Origin of the sequence: Paracoccus sp. NBH48 (assembly GCF_015390265.1) — a bacterium.
Taxonomy (GTDB): Bacteria; Pseudomonadota; Alphaproteobacteria; order Rhodobacterales; family Rhodobacteraceae; genus Paracoccus; species Paracoccus marcusii.
This window is the reverse complement of record NZ_VUOJ01000002.1, coordinates 380,469-396,729: the sequence shown is the minus strand read 5'-3', so window position 1 is coordinate 396,729 and position 16,261 is coordinate 380,469. Positions and strand designations below refer to the sequence as shown.

Genomic DNA, 16,261 nt, shown 5'->3' with positions numbered 1-16,261 from the left:
TCACGGCCGGCGCGCGGGTTTGTTGCGTCATGCGGCCGCTCTTTGACAGATCCTGATCCGAAAGGCTTGGACCCATGCCGCAATTGCTGGCCTTCTCCATCTTGGCGCTGATCCTGTGGATCGGCGATGTCGTCTCGACCCGGACGCGGTCCTGGCTGCCGTCGGTCTTCGTCTGCGCGATCCTGTTCCTGGTGGGCTACTGGACCTTCTTCCCCGAGGACATCGTCCAAGTCGCGGGATTTCAGACGCCGATCGTCTTTCTGGCCATGTACCTGCTGATCACCAACATGGGGACGCTTCTGTCCTTCGCCGAACTGGCACGGCAGTGGCGCACCGTCGTCGTGGCGCTGGCCGGGATCGGCGGCATCGTGGCGCTGCTGTTCACCTTGGGCGTGATGCTGCTGGACTGGCAGACGGTGGTCGTGGCGACGCCGCCGCTGGTCGGCGGGGTGGTGGCGTCGCTGATCATGTCGCAGGCGGCGGCGGACGCGGGCCTGCAGGCGCTGTCGGTTCTGGCGATCCTGATCTATGTGATGCAGGGCTTTGCGGGCTATCCGCTGACCGCCGTCATGCTGAAGCGCGAGGGGCGGCGCGTTCTGGACCTGCACCGCGCGGGCCGCTGGCAGGGGGCGGCACCGGTGGCCGACAGCGCCGATGCGCCGATGCCGCCGCGCCTGTTCGCACGCCTGCCCGCCGCCTATGACACCGTCTATTTCAAGATGCTGCGGCTTGGGGTCGTGGCCTTTGCGGCCTGGGGCCTGTCGGAACTGGCCGCGCCGGTCGTCACCATCAGCCCCTTCGTGCTGTGCCTTGTCTTCGGCGTCATCGCGACGTCGGTCGGGTTCCTGGAGCGTGAGCCGCTGCGCAAGGCCAATGCCTTCGGCTTTACCGTGTTGATCCTGATGGTCTTCATTTTCGACGGGCTGAAGCGCGCAACGCCCGAGATGCTGGGCCAGCTGGCCGTGCCGCTGGTCACCATCATCGCAATCGGGCTGGGGGGGATGTACATCGCGTCCTGGATCGTGGGGCGTCTGCTGGGCATCACGCCTGCGATGGCCTTTGCCTGCTCGCTGACCGCGCTGTACGGGTTTCCCGCCGATTACATCATCACCAAAGACGTCATCGACACGCTGACCGACGATGCCGCCGAACGCGAGGCATTGACCGCGCATCTGCTGCCGCCGATGCTGGTCGCGGGCTTTGTCACGGTGACGATGGTGTCGGTCGTGCTGGCAGGTTTGTTCGTGGGGCTGATCGGATGACAGGATTTGCGGATGCACGCCGGATCGAGGCGCTGATCGAGGGCATCGACCGTTTCAACGCAACCCCCGGCAGGGGTACGACCCGGCTGACCTACAGCCCCGAATACCGCGCCGCGCGCGATTTCGTGGCGGGCCAGATGGTCGAGGCCGGGCTGGAGGTCCGAGAGGACGCCGTCGGCAACGTCTTTGGCCGGCTGGAGGGCAGGCGCCCGGATCTGGCGCCGATCCTGGTCGGATCGCATCTGGATTCGGTGCCCAACGGCGGGCGGTTCGACGGACCCGCGGGCGTCGTGGCGGGGATCGAGACCGCGTTCCTGTTCCGCGACCTCGGCCTGCAGCCGGATCGCCCCGTCGAGGTGGTGGCCCTGATCGAGGAGGAGGGCACCCGCTTCGGCGGCGGCCTGTTCGGATCGCGGCTGCTGACCGGGCAGGTGGACCCGGCCGGTTTGGACGACCTGCGCGACGATGCGGGCGTGTCGGCCGCGCAGGCGATGACCGATTATGGACTGGACCCGGCACGGGCGGGGCAGGCGGCCCTGGCGCCCGGATCGGTGCATGCGTTTCTGGAGCTGCATATTGAACAGGGCCCGGTGCTGGAAACCGAGGGTCAGGACATCGCCATCGTCGACCGCATCGTGGGGCTGGCGCAGCTGCGTGTAACCGTACGCGGTCAGGCGGGCCATGCCGGCACCACGCCGATGGATCAACGCCGTGACGCGCTGACGGGCGCGGTCGGCATCCTGTCGCTGCTGCCTGATCTGGCGCGGCAGGTGGGGCGGCAATCGGTGCTGACCGTGGGCAAGATGGAGGTGCTGCCCGGTGGTGCGAACGTGATCCCCGATCTGGTGACCTTCACCGTCGATCTGCGCGCCCCCGCCGAGGAGGACGTGCTGCGCCTGATCGAGATGGTGGCAGGGCGCCGTGGCGCACGCGCAGGGCAACGGCCTGACCGCCCAGGTGGAACGACAGCTTTACGCCGCGCCCACGCCGCTGTCGGGTCAGATCCACGCGGCCCTGTCCGCGCAGGCCGAGGCGCTTGGCGTGTCGCATCGGGTCATGGTCAGCGGCGCGGGCCATGACGCCATGATCATGGCGGGTTTCGCGCCCACGGGGCTGATCTTCGTGCCAAGCCGGGGCGGCATATCGCATGCGCCCGAGGAATGGACCGACTATGCCCAGCTGGCGCGCGGTATCGACGTGATCTTTGCGACCATCCGCCAGATGGCCGGCGCGATGCCGCGCTAGCGTTCCAGGATCAGCAGGTCGCCCTCGAAGCTGACACGGGCAAAGCGGCGCAGATAGGACATGCCCAGCAGGCTGTCCTGCAGCGCGCTGTCGATCACCACGGCGCGCACGTCGCGGTCAACCGCATCGCCGATGGCGAATTCGGCGATCGTCACGGGGGCCGTCGCCACGCGGCCGTTGGCCGTCACCGCCTGGCCGCCAAAGCGCAGCGTGTCGGGGTCCAGCCCGATCGCACGCGCATCGTCGCGGCTGAGTGCGATGCTGGTGGCGCCGGTGTCCACGATGAAGTCGATGGGCGTGCCGTTCAGCACGGCTTCCAGGTGGAAATGGCCGCCGGGGCCTGCGGGAACCTCGATCCGGGCGCCGTTCTCCAGCACCTGCTGGCGGGGGCCATAGGTCTGCTGCCACCAGTCGTATCCGGCGGCCAGACCGGCGATGATCACCGCCCACATCAGCAGCGCGCGCAGGGCGCGGCCGCCCCGGCCCGCGAATTCGAACACCATTGCGCCGCCGATCACGACCAGCAGCATCGCATAGAAGGCCAGACGGGCGATGTCGTCGCCGCTCACCCGAAGAGGCCCGATCCGCGCAGCCCGTCGATCACGAACTGCACCGACAGCGCCGCCAGCAGCATGCCCAGCAGCCGGGTGACGACCATCACCCCCGTGCGCCCAAGCGCGCGCGCCAGGGGCGTCGCCAGCGCGAACAGCACCATGCAGATGCCCAGCACGATCAGCATCATCAGGTGGACCATGACGACATGAGCCACGCCTTGGTTCTCTCCGACCAGCAGGATCATGGTGGCCAGCGCGCCGGGCCCGGCCAGCAGCGGCATGGCCAGCGGAAAGACCGAGGGGTCGTGGCTGGGCTGGTCTCCGTCGGCCTGGCCCTCGCGGCGTTCGGTGCGGCGTTCGAACAGCATGTCCAGCGCGGTCAGGAACAGCAGCAGCCCCCCCGCGATGCGGAAGGCCGAGATCGAGATGCCGATCGCCGACAGGATCGCATCGCCCGTCAGGCCGAACAGCGTCAGCAGGACGGCGGCGATGACCAGCGACCGCGCGCCGATGCGGCGACGTTCCGCCCCCGACTGGCCGGGGGTCAGCGCGATGAAGATCGGGGCCAGGCCGATCGGGTCGATGACCACGAACAGGGTGACGAAGGCGGTCAGGTACAGCTGCAGGTCCATGCGGCCCTTATCGCGTGCCGCGCCGCCCCTGCCAAGCCGGGACGCGCCGTCAAAATCGCGTCATCGCAGGCTGCGGCGGAGGGGGGTGGGGCTTTATCGCGCCGGGTGGGCTTTCAACGGCTGCGGACTGGGCCTATAGTTGGTTGCAGTCCTTGAAATCAGGTCAACGGCCTGACACCGGTACGGAGAACTGAAATGCACGCACCGTCCCCCATGGCCCTTCTGGTCATCGCCATCGTCGTCCTCGTCCTGTTCGGACGCGGCAAGGTTTCGTCCCTGATGGGCGAATTCGGCAAGGGAATCACCGCCTTCAAGAAGGGCCTGAACGATCCTTCCGCCGAACAGACCGCCGACAAGCCTGCGGCAAGCCTGGACACCCCGACCCAGCCCGTCGCACCGGTCCACACCGTCCCGGGCACCGATGCACGCGACGTGACGCCGCATACCGACACCCGCACCTGAATCGTGCGCCCCAAGGTCGAGTGCCCGAATGCTTGATATCGGCTGGAGCGAGTTGCTGCTGATCGGGGTTGTCGCGCTTGTCGTCATCGGCCCCGAGGACCTGCCCAAGCTGTTCCATACGCTTGGGCGGCTGACCTCGCGCGCCCGGTCGATGGCCCGCGAGTTCACCAGCGCGATGGAGGATGCGGCCAAGGCCAGCGGCCTGGACGACGCGGCCAAGGGGATGAAGAACCTGTCCTCGATGACCTCGAAGAACAGCCGTGGCTTGGACGCGCTGGACCGCGCGGTCACCAAGTTCGAGAAGTGGGACCCCAAGACCAACATGGGCCAGCGCATCCAGCCAGACCCCGCGGCCCCGGTCACGGACAAGGGCGCAGATGCGGCCATCCCCGCGGCGCCCGCCGTGCCGACGGTCCAGCCTGCGAACACGGCCACCCAGCCTGCCGCCGACGTGGCGCCCAATCCCGATTCGCGCCGCCGCATCTCAGGCGTGCGGCGGACGGACACGAAGGACCTGTAAGTGTCAGCGCATACCCCGATCGACGACGATCTCGACGGCAGCTCGGCCCCCCTGATCGAACATCTCAAGGAACTGCGCACGCGGATCATCTGGTCCGTGCTGGCCCTGGTTGTGGCGATGATCCTGGCCTACCTGGTCTGGAACCCGATCTACAACTTCCTGACCCGGCCCATCTGCGCCGCGCTTGAGGAGCGGGGCCAGGAATGCGGCCTGATCCTGCTGAAGCTGCAGGAGGGCTTCTCGGTCGCGATCCGCATCGCCTTCTTCGGCGGGTTCATCCTGTCGTTTCCGGTGATCGGGTACCAGCTGTGGCGCTTTGTTGCGCCGGGCCTGTACAAAAGTGAACGCCGCGCCTTTCTGCCCTTCCTTCTGGCATCGCCCATCATGTTCGTGCTGGGCGCCGCCTTCGCCTATTACATCATCCTGCCGATGGTCTTCGCGTTCTTCCTGGGCTTTCAGCAGGGTCCGCTGGCCCTGCCGGACGATCCGGCGGCCGTGGCGGGCGAGGGAAGCCGGCTGGCCGGCATCGTGTTCCAGGGTTCTGTCAGCGAGTATCTGACCCTGACCACGCGGTTCATCCTAGCCTTTGGCCTGTCGTTCCAGCTGCCCGTCGCGCTGGCGCTGCTGGGCCGGGCGGGGCTGGTGTCGTCGCAATCGCTGGCCAACACGCGCCGCTATGCCGTGGTGATCATCCTGACGCTGGCCGCCTGCCTGACGCCGCCCGATGTCGGCAGCCAGCTGGTGCTGTTCTCGGTCGTCTATGGCCTTTACGAGATCTCGATCCAGATCGTCCGCCGCATCGAGGTGGTGCGCGAGCGTGACCTGCGGGCCCAGGGCCTGTGGATCGAGGATGACGAATGACGGCTGCGCTGACGCGCATCGCCGATGCGCTTGAACGGCTGGCCCCGCCGGCCGTTCCGGTGCCCCGGTTCGACGAGGCCACGGCATTCGTGTGGCAGGCCGACCCCGACCGGCTGGTGCCCGTGGCGCATGTCGCCGGGGTGCCGCTGGACCAGCTGATCGGCATCGACCGGTCGCGGCGCACGCTTCTGGACAACACGCTGCAGTTCGCGCGTGGCCTTGGGGCTAACAACGCCCTGCTGTGGGGCGCGCGCGGCATGGGCAAGTCGTCGCTGGTCAAGGCGGTCCATGCCGAGGCCGTGGCCCAAGGCCTGCCGCTGGTCCTGGTCGAGATCGCCCGCGACGACCTGCATTCGGTCGGACGGCTGCTAGCGATCCTGGGCGCGGCACCCGAGCGGCGCTTCGTGCTGTTCGCGGACGATCTGTCCTTCAGCAACGACGACACCCAGTACAAGTCGCTGAAGGCGGTGCTGGATGGCGGGATCAGCGGGCGGCCCTCGAACGTGATCCTTTATGCGACCTCGAACCGCCGCCACCTGATGCCGCGCGAGATGATCGACAACGAACGCGCCAGCGCCATCCACCCCGGAGAGGCGGTCGAGGAGAAGGTGTCCCTGTCCGACCGCTTTGGTCTGTGGCTGGGCTTCCATCCCTGCGACCAAGATCAGTTCCTGGCGATGATCGACGGGTATTGCGCGGCCTATGGGCTTTCGGTCGACCCCGATGATCTGCGGGCGCAGGCGATCGAATGGCAGGCCACGCGCGGTGCGCGATCGGGACGCGTCGCGTGGCAGTTCTTCACCGATCTTGCCGGGCGCCACGGTCTGGCGGTCTAGGCCGTGCCCTCGCGCGCAGCCACCGTCCTGACGGGGACGCGGATCCGGGAACGCCGCCTGGCGATGGCCCGGCGCCAGGCCGACATCGCGCGCGCCGTGGGCATTTCTCCCGCCTATCTGAACCTGATCGAACACAACCGCCGCCCCGTCGGCGCCGACCTGATCGCCCGCCTGGCCGAGGTTCTGGAGGTTCCCCCGACGAGCTGGCCGAAGGCCGCGAGGAGGTCCGCATCGCGGCCCTGCGCGAGGCCGCGGCCCATCCCGTGGCCGTGGGCACCGTGCCAGAACTGGACCAGATCACCGAATTCCTGGCCCGCTTTCCGGGCTGGTCGGGCCTTTTGATCGCCCATGCGCGGCGGGGCGCCGGATTGGAACGGCAACTGGTCGACCTGTCCGACCGCATGACCCGCGATCCCTATCTGCTGACCACCCTGCACGAGGTGCTGTCGGCGGTGACCTCGGTCCGCTCCACCGCGGCGATCCTGGTCGAGGAGGGCGAGATTTCCGCCGAATGGCGCCAGCGGTTCCATGCGAACCTGCACCAGGACAGCCAGCGCCTGTCGCTGACCGCACAGGCCCTGGTCGCCTATCTGGACAGCTTCGAGGCCGAGGGTCAGGCCACCACCCCCCAGGAGGAGGTCGAGGCCTGGCTGGCCGAACCCGGCGATGCGGACCCCGATCCGGGCGATCTGACATCGGATGCGGCGCGGGCGATGGCCGCGGATCTGTTGGCCGGGATGCTGGACGACCGGGACGCGCTGTCGGACCGCGCGCTGACCGAGGCGATCCCCGCGGCGGGAACGCCGCCCGACCCGGTGCGGCTGGCCGCGCGGCTTGGCCAGCCCCTGGACCTGGTGATCCGGCGGCTGGCCGATCTGCGCCCCGAGGGGTTCCAGGGCGCGGGCCTGCTGGTCTGCGACGGATCGGGCGTCCTGACCCTGCGTCGCGCCGCGCAGGGTTTTGCGCTGCCACGGCCTGGGGACAGCTGTGCGCTGTGGCCGCTGTATCATGCCCTGGCGGTGCCGCAGTTGGCACTGGCACGGATCGTCGTCACGCCGGACGGGCGCGCGTTCCGCACCCTGTCCTTTGCGCAGCGCAGTCAGCCCCTGGGCCTGGACGGCCCGCTGCTGACCCAGGCGCTGATGCTGATTCTGCCATTCGACGGACCACCCCCCGACGATGCGCTGCCCATCGGGCCCGCCTGCCGGATCTGCCCGCGTGCCGACTGTCCGGCGCGCCGCGAACCCTCGATCCTGGTGCCGCAGGGCGGGCAGGCGCAAAGGTCCCTTTGACACGGGGCCGTGATCCGGCCCATGATCCGCCCCGGCCCGCCGGGCCGCACGCGGGGAGGGCGGATGCAGCCGGACATCCTGATGATCGAGGACGAGCCCAACATCGCCGAGGCGGTGCGCTTCATCCTGTCGCGCGAGGGGTGGTCGGTCGATCTGCATCCCGACGGCGCCGGCGGCATCGAGGCGATCCTGGCCGCACGCCCACGCCTGGTGATCCTGGACCTGATGCTGCCCAACCGGTCGGGGACCGAGATCCTGCAGGATCTGCGCGCCGCCGATGACGCCGACCTGGCCGCGACGCCGGTGCTGATGCTGACTGCGCGGGGGCAGACCGGCGATGACGGCGCGCGGGCGGATGCGGTGCTGGCCAAGCCTTTCGACAACCACGAACTGCGCGCGACGGTGCGCCGGATGCTGGCCTGATGCCCGACCGGCCGCTGTTTCTGGAACGCGCCTCGTTCCATCGCCGCCGCCTTGGCGATGCGGCGCGGGTGCTGCCGGTGATGACGATGCTGCTGCTGCTGGTGCCGGTCTGGTGGATGCCGGGCAGCCTATCCTATGCCGGGGGCGCGGTCTGGCTGTTCGGCCTGTGGGCGGTGCTGATCGTGGTCATCCGCGCGCTGCACCGCGCCCTGCTGCGGGCCGAGGCCGCGACCATGCGCGCCGAGGCACCGACGGGGGACCCCGATGCCCTTTGAGGCGCTGGTCGGCGCCTGCCTTGCCTATGTCGCGCTGATGTTCGGGGTCGCCTATGCCGCCGACCGGGCGGCGGCGCGCGGGCATGTACGCTGGCTGGACCATCCGCTGGTCTATACGCTGTCGCTGTCGGTCTATTGTTCGGCATGGACGTTCTATGGCGCGGTGGGCTATGCGTCCCGGTCCGGGCTGGAATTCGCGACGATCTATCTGGGACCGACGCTGGTCTTCACCGGGGCGTGGTGGGGGCTGAGGCGGCTGGTGCGCGTTGCGCGGATGCATCACGTCACCTCGGTCGCGGACCTGATCTCGGCCCGGTTCGGGAAATCGAACCGGCTGGCGGCCATCGTGACGCTGATCGCGGTCATCGCGTCGACCCCCTATATCGCGCTGCAGCTGCAATCGGTGCGGCTGTCCTTCGACATCTTCGCCACCGACGTCCCCAACGGCGCCGATGCGGGCGCGATGGGGGGAACGGCCCTGTGGGTCGCGGCGGGGCTTGCGCTGTTCACCATCCTGTTCGGCACCCGCAACCTTGCGGCGGATGAACGCCACCACGGCGTCGTCACGGCGATCGCGCTGGAGGCGGTCGTGAAGCTGGCGGCCTTCGTGGCGCTTGGACTGTTCGTGGTCTGGGGGCTGGCCGACGGGCCTGCGGACATGCTGGGGCGCATCGCCCGTGCCGCGGCCGATCCCGACGTGGCGCAGGGCTGGCTGCTCAAGCCCGACCGCTGGACCGCGCTGATCCTGGTGTCCGCCGCCGCCATCCTGACCCTGCCGCGCATGTTCCAGGTCATGGTGGTCGAAGCCGCGGACGAGGAACGCCTGCATGTCGCGGGCTGGGCCTTTCCGGCCTACCTGTTCGTGATGTCGCTGTTCGTGCTGCCCATCGCGGTGATGGGGCGCGAACTGCTGCCCGCGGGGTCGGACCCGGACCTCTATGTGCTGACCCTGCCCGCGGCGGCGGGCCAGAACATGCTGGCGCTGCTGGTGTTCCTGGGCGGGTTTTCTGCGGCGACGTCGATGGTCGTCATGTGTGCGATCGCGGTCGCCACGATGGTGTCGAACCACTGGCTGGTCCCCGCCTGGCTGGCGCTGCGCCGCATTCCCGCCCCGGACGAGACCGACGATCTGCGCGGCTTCGTGCTGAACGCGCGGCGGGTCGCGATCCTAGCGGTGGTCGCGGCGGGCTGGGTCTATCACCAGGCGTCGGGGGGCACGGCGGCACTGGCCGCGATGGGGCTTGTGGCCTTCACCGGCATGGCGCAGGTGCTGCCCGCGATGCTGGGTGGGCTATTGTGGCGCGGCGCAAACCGCAAGGGCGCCTATGCGGGCATCGGCACGGGGTCGGTCCTGTGGATGGCGCTGATCTTCCTGCCGTCGGTGGGGGTGGGGGGCGATCTGCCGGTGCCGCCGGGGGTCGATCCCTGGACGGCCGCCGTGGCGCTGTCCCTGACGCTGAACACGCTAGCCTTCATTGGAGTGTCGATCTTCGGGTTCCCGGACCCGGTGGAACGCCTGCAGGGCCTGTCCTTCGTGTCCGCGGTCGAGCCGATCCGCCACAGCCGCATGCTGCGCGCCGACGACCGGGCCGAGCCGCTGTTGGCCATGGCGCGGCGGGTCTGGGGCCCGGACGCCGCGCTGCGCTATTTCCAGGCCGAGGCGCGGGCGCAGGGCAAGACCGGCTATCTGCCCGACCTGACGCCCCGGTTCCTGACCCGACTGGAGCGGCGGCTGGCGGGGTCGATCGGGTCGGCCACGGCGCATGCGATGATCGACCGCGTGGCGGGGGGCGTCGCGCTGACGGTGGCAGACCTTCTGCAGGTCGCGGACGAGGCGCAGCGTGCCAAGGAGGAGACGCAGCGCCTTGAGGCCGCGCAGGCCGAACTGACCCGCACCGCCCGCCAGCTGCGCGAGGCCAATGACAAGCTGACCGCCCTGTCGGTCCAGAAGGACGCGTTCCTGGGCCAGATCAGCCACGAGCTGCGCACGCCCATGACCTCGGTCCGGGCGTTCTCGGAGATCCTCAAGGAGCCTGACCTGACCGCCGAGGAGCGCGGCAAGTTCGCAGGCATCATCCATGACGAGGCCGGCCGCCTGACGCGGCTCTTGGACGACCTTCTGGATCTGTCCGTGCTGGAAAGCGGGCGGGCGCAGCTGACGATCTCGGTCGCGAACCTGCACGACCTGATCACGCGTGCGCTGGCCGCGGCGTCGGCCACGCGGCCCGAACGCGGCTTTCTGATCGACCGCGACCTGCCGTCGGAGCATCTGGGCCTGATCACCGATGCGGACCGGCTGCTGCAGGTGCTGATCAACGTCATCAGCAACGCGCGCAAGTATTGCGACGCGGCGCATCCGGTGCTGATCATCCGCGTCCGCCATCCGGAAGGCGGCGGCGCGGTCATCGACATCGTCGACAACGGCAACGGCATCGACAGCGGGCGCCAGACGCTGATCTTCGAGAAGTTCGCGCGCCTGAACGACCCCGCCCGCGCGGGTGGCGCAGGCCTGGGGTTGGCCATCTGCCGCGAGATCATGCTGACCCTGGGCGGCGACATCAGCTATCTGCCGGGCCAGGGGGGTGCGGCGTTCCGCATCCAGCTGCCGGCGCGGCCGCCGGTGCCGTCCGGTTAACCCTTTCTCAATCCTGACGGTCCATTTTGAACAGGCAGCGACAGCCTGATTCGGACGTGACATGACCCATGCAGACCCCGCCACCCAAGCCCCTGGCGTCTTGCGCCGCATGCTGCAGGCGCGTGCGCAGGTCAGGCTGGGCCAAGGCGGGGCCCCGCAGCTGCCCGCATCTCCCGCGCCGACCCCGGCCCGCGCCGCCGCCACCGCGATCGGACGCGCCGCCGACCGGCTGTACCAGCTGCCCGTCCGGGCACTGTCCGTCCAGCCCGGCGCGCTGACGCTGGCAGAGCTGCCGGAGCTGGTGCCGGAACTGCCGCTGGTCGTCGTGCTGCAGGGTCCGGGCGATCTGCTGGGGGCGATCGCGCTGTGCCCGCAGGCGGTGGCGGCGCTGGTGGAATGGCAGGCCCTTGGCCGCGTGACGTCGCGCGGGCTGGAGCGGCGCCGACCCACCCGCAGCGACGCGCTGCTGTGTTCCGACTTCATTAACGCCCTGCTGACAGAGCTGACTGCCGAGATGGAGGGGGTCGAGGGGTTCGAGGCCGTCGGCGGCTATCAGTTCCTGACCCATCTGGACGATCCCCGCCCCCTGTCTCTGATGCTGGAGGATCGGCCGCTGCGCAGCCTGTCGTTCCACCTGGCGATGGGGGCGCCCGACATGCGCGAGGGACGCGTGCTGCTGGCCTTGCCGCAGCCCGCGAACCAGGCGCGTCCACGCCCCGATGCCGCACCTGTCGCGGCCCCGGCGCCGCCGGTCGCCGCCCCCGTTCGGGTCAGCCTGGCCGCGGCGATGCAGGACGCCCCCGTCTCGGTGACCGGCGTGCTGTGCCGCAAGCGCGTGTCGCTGGCCGAGCTGCGGGGTTTTCTGGACGGGCGGCTGCTGAGCCTGCCGCGCACCTGCCTGACACAGGCAACGCTGGAGACGCAGGACGGCCAGGTCCTGGCCACCGGAAAGTTCGGCGAGGCCGAGGGATGCCACGCGATCCGTCTGCGCGACCCCGCGTTGGCTGCGACCGATGACGGCATGGTCCCGGTGATGGGCCAGGCAGCCGCGATGATGGCCGCGCATGCCCCGGGCGACCTGTCCCAGCCCGACCCGTTTCGCGCCCAGGGCCTGTCGATTGACGACCTGGGGCTTGCCACGGGCACCGACCTGACGGCGCTGCGCGGCTGACCGGGCGCTTTTTCCTTGAATTCCCCGCATTCTGGTCGCATGTAACGTCGGTCCCGAATCTGACGGGATGACAAGAACGGAGTGACCATGGCCAAGGAAGAAATGCTCGAATTCCCCGGCGTCGTGAAGGAACTCCTGCCCAATGCGACATTCCGGGTCGAGCTTGAAAACGGCCATGAGATCATCGCGCATATGGCAGGCAAGATGCGCAAGAACCGCATCCGTGTTCTGGCAGGCGACAAGGTTCAGGTGGAAATGAACACCTATGACCTGACCAAGGGGCGGATCAATTACCGCTTCAAGTAAGCCGTCCCCCGGGACGGCCGACACCACCGGAGGCCGCATGATGGCCGATACGCCCCCCAGGCTGCTCCTGGGATCAGCCAGCCCGCGGCGGCTGGAACTGCTGGCCCAGATCGGGATCGTTCCCGACGCGCTGCGCCCCGCCGATATCGACGAGACTCCCCGCAAGGCCGAACCGCCCCGTGATTATGTCCGCCGCATGGCCGCCGAAAAGGCCGCCGCGCTGGATCTGGCCGAGGGCGAGGCACTGCTGACCGCCGACACCACGGTTGCCGTGGGCCGCCGCATCCTGGGCAAGCCCGCCGATCGGGACGAGGCTGCGGCCTTCATGCGGCTGATGTCGGGGCGCCGGCACGTCGTGCTGACCGCCATCGCGCTGCGCCACGGATCCCGCACCGCCCTGCGCCTGGTCGAGACCAAGGTCCGCATGCGATCGATCGATCCGGCCGCGCTGGAGCGGTACCTGGATGCGGGCGACTGGCAGGGCAAGGCGGGCGGCTATGCCATCCAGGGGGCGGCGGCCGCCTTCATCCCGTGGCTGGAGGGGTCGTTCTCGGCCGTCGTCGGCCTGCCTCTGTCGGAAACCGCCGCCATGCTGGCCGCGATCGGCATCCATCCCAAGATCAAGGAAGACGCCCGATGAAGGGTCGCCAAGTCGTTCTGGGGCATCTGTTTGGCCTCGAAGCCGCAGCCCTGATGCAGGACGGTCAGCTGATCGACCTGCTGGTCGCCAGCGATCCGCTGACCGCGCTGGCGCCCGGTGCGATCTGTCGTGCCTCGACCGACCGCTTCATGAAGGGGCAGGGCGGCGTGTTCCTGCGCCTGCCGGATGGCCAGACAGGCTATCTGCGCGATCGCAAGGGCGTGTCCGAGGGCAAGCCGCTGCTGGTCCAGGTCGCGGGCGTGGCCGAGGACGGCAAAGCCGTGCCCCTGTCCACGCGGCTGCTGTTTCGCGGCCGTCACGCGCTGGTCACGCCGGGCGCGCCGGGGGTCAACGTGTCGCGCAGCATCCGCGACGAGGATCGCCGGGATGAGCTGGAGGCGATCGGCCGGGCGTCCTTGGGCGATCGCGATCATGGCCTGATCCTCCGCAGCGTCTGCCTGGACGCGGAAGACGACGACATCCGCGCCGAGTTGGACGACCTGATCGAACTGGCGGATCGCGTCTGCGCCGAAATCGTGGGCGCGCCGGAACTGCTGCTGGACGCGCCCACGCCGTGGGAGCAGGCATGGATGGACTGGGCCGAGCCCGCCCCCGACGCCGTCGAGGAAGGCGAAGACAGCTTTGATCGCTGCGGCGTGCTCGACGCCGTCGATGCTCTGCTGTCGTCCCGCGTGCCCCTGCCGGGCGGCAGCGACGCGCATATCGAGGCAACCCGTGCGCTGGTCGCGGTCGATGTGAACACCGGCAACGACACCTCGCTGGCTGCGGGACTGAAGGCAAATATCGCGCTGGCTCGCGAACTGCCCCGGCAACTGGCGCTGCGCGGTCTGGGCGGACAGATCGTGGTCGATTTTGCGCCTATGCCAAAGCGAGACCGCGCGACGCTGGATCAGGTCCTGCAGGGGGCCTTCCGGTGGGCTGGGTCGGAAACGACCTTGGTCGGCTGGACCGCGATGGGTCTCTACGAATTGACGCGCAAGCGTGACCGCGTGCCGCTGGCACGACTGGCCTCCGCAAGCGGGGACGCGTGATGGCCTGCCCGATCTGCAAAAAGGACAGCCAGCCGCAGTATCGTCCCTTCTGTTCCAAGCGGTGTGCGGATGTCGACTTGGCCAAGTGGCTGCGGGGAGCCTATGTCATCCCCGGCCCGCCGCTGGAGGACCTGCCGCACGATGATGCCGGTGACGACTAAGCAGCGCGCCGAAAAGCGCCGCAGGTCGTCGAAAAACCGCAGATTCGGTCTGGACAGTTCTGCCGTCGCTTCGTAAACACCGCCTACCCAAGACCCGCCAGGGTCCACCGGGGCCCGGATAGCTCAGTTGGTAGAGCAGCGGATTGAAAATCCGCGTGTCGGCGGTTCAAATCCGTCTCCGGGCACCACTTGCTTATTCAAGCTATTGAAAAGCCTCAGCTAAGTCCGATCTTGGCAAAGGCGTAGAACATGGCGGTATACAAATTAGCACCTCATACTTTTATCAAGGAGGGGGTGTTCTACTTCGTGCGGCGCATTCCTGTGGAACTGCAGAAGCACTACACCTCAAACAAGATTGCGTACTCGCTGCGAACTAGATCGGTTGCTGTTGCGGCGGCACGAGCGGTTCGTGCAGCCAGCCAACTCGATGAATACTGGTTTCATCTTAGAGCACAGGATAGCGAGCTACCGGGCAAGCATATGTTACGATTGAACATGAGCAAGCAGGCAGCTTCTCCACAACCAGATGAGCCTTCCCTCACCAATAATCAGCTTAAGCTCTCTGAATGTGTGGCAACGTACATTCGCCTCAAGGGGTGCGGGAAACCAGAAACTTTCCGGCGGGCAGCTGAACGTTCCTGCGGCTATGTCATTGATGTCTGCGGCGACAAAGGCTTGAGCGACTATACGCGAAAAGATGCAAACGCGTTTCGGGATGCATTGGTCGCACGAGGAATGGCCGGGAGCAGTATCACCCGCATATTCGGTAGGTAATCCTCCCCATCGTTAAGGGGGTTTATTCGTAGAATTTTCTCGTAGCGTGAGCTGAGGAGATTCGAATGAGAAAGACCCGATTTACCGAGCCGCAGATCATGGCTGTGCTGCGCCAGGCCGAAGGCGGTGTTGCGGTGCCGGAGCTGTGCCGAGAGCATGGGATCAGCAGCGCGAGCTTTTACAAATGGCGGGCGAAGTATGGCGGTATGGATGCGTCCATGATGAGCCAGATGAAGGCGCTGGAGGATGAAAACCGGCGGCTGAAGCGCATGTTCGCGGACCTGAGCATGCAGGCCGACCTGCTCAAGGAAGCTTTGGGAAAAAAGTGACGCGGCCAGCTCAACGCCGCGAGTTGGCCGCGAGGGCGGTGGCAACGAAGGGGGTCAGCATTGCGCTGGCCTGCCGCACATTTGGGGTCAGCGAGACGTGCTTTCGTTACAGCCCGAAGCGCTGTGCCGAGAACGAGACCATCGCGGATCTTCTTGAGGGCCTGACCAAGGCGCACAGAACCTGGGGCTTCGGCCTATGCTTCCTGTATCTGCGCAATGTCCGTGGCCATGCCTGGAACCACAAGCGCGTTCGCCGGATCTACTGCGAACTGGAACTGAACCTGCGGATCAAGCCAAGGCGGCGCATCAAGCGGCACAAGCCGGACGTGCTCTCGGTTCCAGACGCGCCGAACCTCGTGTGGTCCATGGACTTCATGGCCGACCGTCTGGCCGATGGTCGCCAATTCCGGCTGCTGAACGTGCTCGACGACTTCAACCGCGAGGGTCTGGGCATTGAGGTCGACTTTTCGCTTCCGGCCGAGCGCGTGGTTCGGGCGCTGAACCAGATCATCGAGTGGCGCGGCAAGCCCATGGCCATCAGGGTCGACAACGGCCCGGAATACATCAGCGCAACCTTGGCAATCTGGGCCGCAAAGCAGGGCATTGTCCTGACCCACATCCAGCCCGGCAAACCGCAGCAGAACGCTTACGTCGAGCGCTACAACCGCACCGTCCGCCATGAATGGCTCGACCTCTACATTTTTGAAACCATCGCGGAGGCACAGAGTATCGCAACCGACTGGCTCTGGACTTACAACAACGAGCGACCCAACATGGGCATCGGCGGCATAACACCCGCACAGAAACTGAAAATGGCTGCGTGAGTTCTAC

At 67.8% G+C, this 16,261-nt stretch carries 21 protein-coding genes and 1 tRNA gene; 20 read left to right on the top strand and 2 right to left on the bottom strand.

Annotation, left to right across the window (positions count from 1 at the left end; all coding sequences use genetic code 11):
- Positions 1-74: 74 nt before the first annotated feature.
- The 3 genes from F1642_RS05495 to F1642_RS15475 are packed head-to-tail and all read left to right on the top strand — an operon-like array spanning position 75 to position 2,507.
- Positions 75-1,262, top strand: coding sequence for a hypothetical protein (locus F1642_RS05495; protein WP_194885705.1), 1,188 nt, complete (start codon positions 75-77; stop codon positions 1,260-1,262).
- A complete protein-coding gene (locus F1642_RS05490) occupies positions 1,259-2,341 on the top strand; it encodes a Zn-dependent hydrolase (RefSeq protein ID WP_255522143.1) in 1,083 nt (360 codons plus the stop codon). Before F1642_RS05495 ends, F1642_RS05490 begins: the two co-directional genes overlap by 4 nt.
- The gene (locus tag F1642_RS15475; RefSeq protein ID WP_255522176.1) at positions 2,253-2,507 is read left to right on the top strand and encodes a M20/M25/M40 family metallo-hydrolase; all 255 of its coding nucleotides are present in this window, start codon (positions 2,253-2,255) and stop codon (positions 2,505-2,507) included. Before F1642_RS05490 ends, F1642_RS15475 begins: the two co-directional genes overlap by 89 nt.
- Here F1642_RS15475 and F1642_RS05485 read toward each other — a convergent pair.
- The gene (locus tag F1642_RS05485) at positions 2,504-3,076 is read right to left on the bottom strand and encodes a TIGR02281 family clan AA aspartic protease (protein WP_245008452.1); all 573 of its coding nucleotides are present in this window, start codon (positions 3,074-3,076) and stop codon (positions 2,504-2,506) included. The two genes, F1642_RS15475 and F1642_RS05485, sit on opposite strands and share 4 nt — an antisense overlap.
- A complete protein-coding gene (locus F1642_RS05480) occupies positions 3,073-3,693 on the bottom strand; it encodes a MarC family protein (protein ID WP_194885704.1) in 621 nt (206 codons plus the stop codon). The genes F1642_RS05485 and F1642_RS05480 overlap by 4 nt, the downstream gene beginning before the upstream one ends.
- 195 nt (positions 3,694-3,888) lie before the next feature.
- Here F1642_RS05480 and F1642_RS15470 point away from each other — a divergent pair, with 195 nt between their 5' ends.
- The 17 genes from F1642_RS15470 to F1642_RS05400 all read left to right on the top strand — a co-directional run bounded on the left by F1642_RS15470 (position 3,889) and on the right by F1642_RS05400 (position 16,254).
- On the top strand, positions 3,889-4,155 hold the full coding sequence (locus tag F1642_RS15470; RefSeq protein ID WP_045998900.1) for a twin-arginine translocase TatA/TatE family subunit: 267 nt from the start codon (positions 3,889-3,891) through the stop codon (positions 4,153-4,155).
- Positions 4,156-4,183: 28 nt separating this feature from the next.
- Positions 4,184-4,675 (top strand): Sec-independent protein translocase protein TatB, encoded by a 492-nt coding sequence (gene tatB, locus F1642_RS05470; protein WP_045998901.1) that lies wholly within the window; start codon positions 4,184-4,186, stop codon positions 4,673-4,675.
- Positions 4,676-5,536: a twin-arginine translocase subunit TatC gene (tatC, locus tag F1642_RS05465; RefSeq protein WP_045998902.1), complete on the top strand. Its 861-nt coding sequence runs from the start codon at positions 4,676-4,678 to the stop codon at positions 5,534-5,536.
- Complete coding sequence (locus tag F1642_RS05460; protein WP_194885703.1) at positions 5,533-6,372, top strand: ATP-binding protein; 840 nt, start codon at positions 5,533-5,535, stop codon at positions 6,370-6,372. Before tatC ends, F1642_RS05460 begins: the two co-directional genes overlap by 4 nt.
- 63 nt (positions 6,373-6,435) lie before the next feature.
- Positions 6,436-6,714, top strand: a complete 279-nt coding sequence (locus tag F1642_RS16365) for a helix-turn-helix domain-containing protein (RefSeq protein WP_370582806.1) — start codon at positions 6,436-6,438, stop codon at positions 6,712-6,714.
- On the top strand, positions 6,636-7,664 hold the full coding sequence (locus F1642_RS05455; RefSeq protein ID WP_370582791.1) for a short-chain fatty acyl-CoA regulator family protein: 1,029 nt from the start codon (positions 6,636-6,638) through the stop codon (positions 7,662-7,664). The genes F1642_RS16365 and F1642_RS05455 overlap by 79 nt, the downstream gene beginning before the upstream one ends.
- A 63-nt stretch (positions 7,665-7,727) precedes the next feature.
- On the top strand, positions 7,728-8,087 hold the full coding sequence (locus tag F1642_RS05450) for a response regulator transcription factor (RefSeq protein ID WP_194885702.1): 360 nt from the start codon (positions 7,728-7,730) through the stop codon (positions 8,085-8,087).
- A complete protein-coding gene (locus F1642_RS05445; protein ID WP_194885701.1) occupies positions 8,087-8,362 on the top strand; it encodes a hypothetical protein in 276 nt (91 codons plus the stop codon). The genes F1642_RS05450 and F1642_RS05445 overlap by 1 nt, the downstream gene beginning before the upstream one ends.
- Positions 8,352-10,997 carry a sensor histidine kinase gene (locus tag F1642_RS05440; protein WP_194885700.1) on the top strand — a complete coding sequence of 882 codons (2,646 nt, stop codon included), beginning with the start codon at positions 8,352-8,354 and terminating at the stop codon, positions 10,995-10,997. Before F1642_RS05445 ends, F1642_RS05440 begins: the two co-directional genes overlap by 11 nt.
- Positions 10,998-11,058: 61 nt before the next feature.
- The gene (locus F1642_RS05435) at positions 11,059-12,168 is read left to right on the top strand and encodes a FliM/FliN family flagellar motor switch protein (RefSeq protein ID WP_194885699.1); all 1,110 of its coding nucleotides are present in this window, start codon (positions 11,059-11,061) and stop codon (positions 12,166-12,168) included.
- 87 nt (positions 12,169-12,255) lie between these two features.
- Positions 12,256-12,474 (top strand): translation initiation factor IF-1, encoded by a 219-nt coding sequence (gene infA, locus F1642_RS05430; RefSeq protein WP_010397442.1) that lies wholly within the window; start codon positions 12,256-12,258, stop codon positions 12,472-12,474.
- 40 nt (positions 12,475-12,514) lie between these two features.
- A complete protein-coding gene (locus F1642_RS05425; protein WP_194885698.1) occupies positions 12,515-13,114 on the top strand; it encodes a nucleoside triphosphate pyrophosphatase in 600 nt (199 codons plus the stop codon).
- Positions 13,111-14,166 (top strand): ribonuclease E/G, encoded by a 1,056-nt coding sequence (locus F1642_RS05420; RefSeq protein WP_045998907.1) that lies wholly within the window; start codon positions 13,111-13,113, stop codon positions 14,164-14,166. The genes F1642_RS05425 and F1642_RS05420 overlap by 4 nt, the downstream gene beginning before the upstream one ends.
- Positions 14,166-14,327, top strand: coding sequence for a DNA gyrase inhibitor YacG (locus F1642_RS05415; protein WP_045998908.1), 162 nt, complete (start codon positions 14,166-14,168; stop codon positions 14,325-14,327). The genes F1642_RS05420 and F1642_RS05415 overlap by 1 nt, the downstream gene beginning before the upstream one ends.
- Before the next feature lie 112 nt (positions 14,328-14,439).
- Positions 14,440-14,515, top strand: a tRNA-Phe gene (locus tag F1642_RS05410).
- 61 nt (positions 14,516-14,576) lie between these two features.
- Complete coding sequence (locus F1642_RS05405; protein WP_139598322.1) at positions 14,577-15,101, top strand: DUF6538 domain-containing protein; 525 nt, start codon at positions 14,577-14,579, stop codon at positions 15,099-15,101.
- A gap of 65 nt (positions 15,102-15,166) precedes the next feature.
- Positions 15,167-16,254 (top strand): IS3 family transposase gene (locus F1642_RS05400; protein ID WP_139599857.1). Its coding sequence is split into 2 segments (ribosomal slippage): positions 15,167-15,416 and positions 15,416-16,254, totalling 1,089 coding nucleotides; the frame shifts between segments, so codons are not numbered across the junction.
- Positions 16,255-16,261: the final 7 nt, after the last annotated feature.

Bases quoted from the DNA above. Each gene is read 5' to 3' on its own strand.
- F1642_RS05495 (WP_194885705.1), top strand. From the start codon at position 75: ATGCCGCAATTGCTGGCCTTCTCCATCTTGGCGCTGATCCTGTGGATC.
- F1642_RS05490 (WP_255522143.1), top strand. From the start codon at position 1,259: ATGACAGGATTTGCGGATGCACGCCGGATCGAGGCGCTGATCGAGGGC.
- F1642_RS05440 (WP_194885700.1), top strand. From the start codon at position 8,352: ATGCCCTTTGAGGCGCTGGTCGGCGCCTGCCTTGCCTATGTCGCGCTG.
- F1642_RS05415 (WP_045998908.1), top strand. From the start codon at position 14,166: ATGGCCTGCCCGATCTGCAAAAAGGACAGCCAGCCGCAGTATCGTCCC.
- F1642_RS05480 (WP_194885704.1), bottom strand. From the start codon at position 3,693: ATGGACCTGCAGCTGTACCTGACCGCCTTCGTCACCCTGTTCGTGGTC.
- F1642_RS05450 (WP_194885702.1), top strand. From the start codon at position 7,728: ATGCAGCCGGACATCCTGATGATCGAGGACGAGCCCAACATCGCCGAG.
- infA (WP_010397442.1), top strand. From the start codon at position 12,256: ATGGCCAAGGAAGAAATGCTCGAATTCCCCGGCGTCGTGAAGGAACTC.
- F1642_RS05405 (WP_139598322.1), top strand. From the start codon at position 14,577: ATGGCGGTATACAAATTAGCACCTCATACTTTTATCAAGGAGGGGGTG.
- F1642_RS15470 (WP_045998900.1), top strand. From the start codon at position 3,889: ATGCACGCACCGTCCCCCATGGCCCTTCTGGTCATCGCCATCGTCGTC.
- tatB (WP_045998901.1), top strand. From the start codon at position 4,184: ATGCTTGATATCGGCTGGAGCGAGTTGCTGCTGATCGGGGTTGTCGCG.
- F1642_RS16365 (WP_370582806.1), top strand. From the start codon at position 6,436: ATGGCCCGGCGCCAGGCCGACATCGCGCGCGCCGTGGGCATTTCTCCC.
- F1642_RS05435 (WP_194885699.1), top strand. From the start codon at position 11,059: ATGACCCATGCAGACCCCGCCACCCAAGCCCCTGGCGTCTTGCGCCGC.
- F1642_RS05420 (WP_045998907.1), top strand. From the start codon at position 13,111: ATGAAGGGTCGCCAAGTCGTTCTGGGGCATCTGTTTGGCCTCGAAGCC.
- F1642_RS05425 (WP_194885698.1), top strand. From the start codon at position 12,515: ATGGCCGATACGCCCCCCAGGCTGCTCCTGGGATCAGCCAGCCCGCGG.
- F1642_RS05445 (WP_194885701.1), top strand. From the start codon at position 8,087: ATGCCCGACCGGCCGCTGTTTCTGGAACGCGCCTCGTTCCATCGCCGC.
- F1642_RS05460 (WP_194885703.1), top strand. From the start codon at position 5,533: ATGACGGCTGCGCTGACGCGCATCGCCGATGCGCTTGAACGGCTGGCC.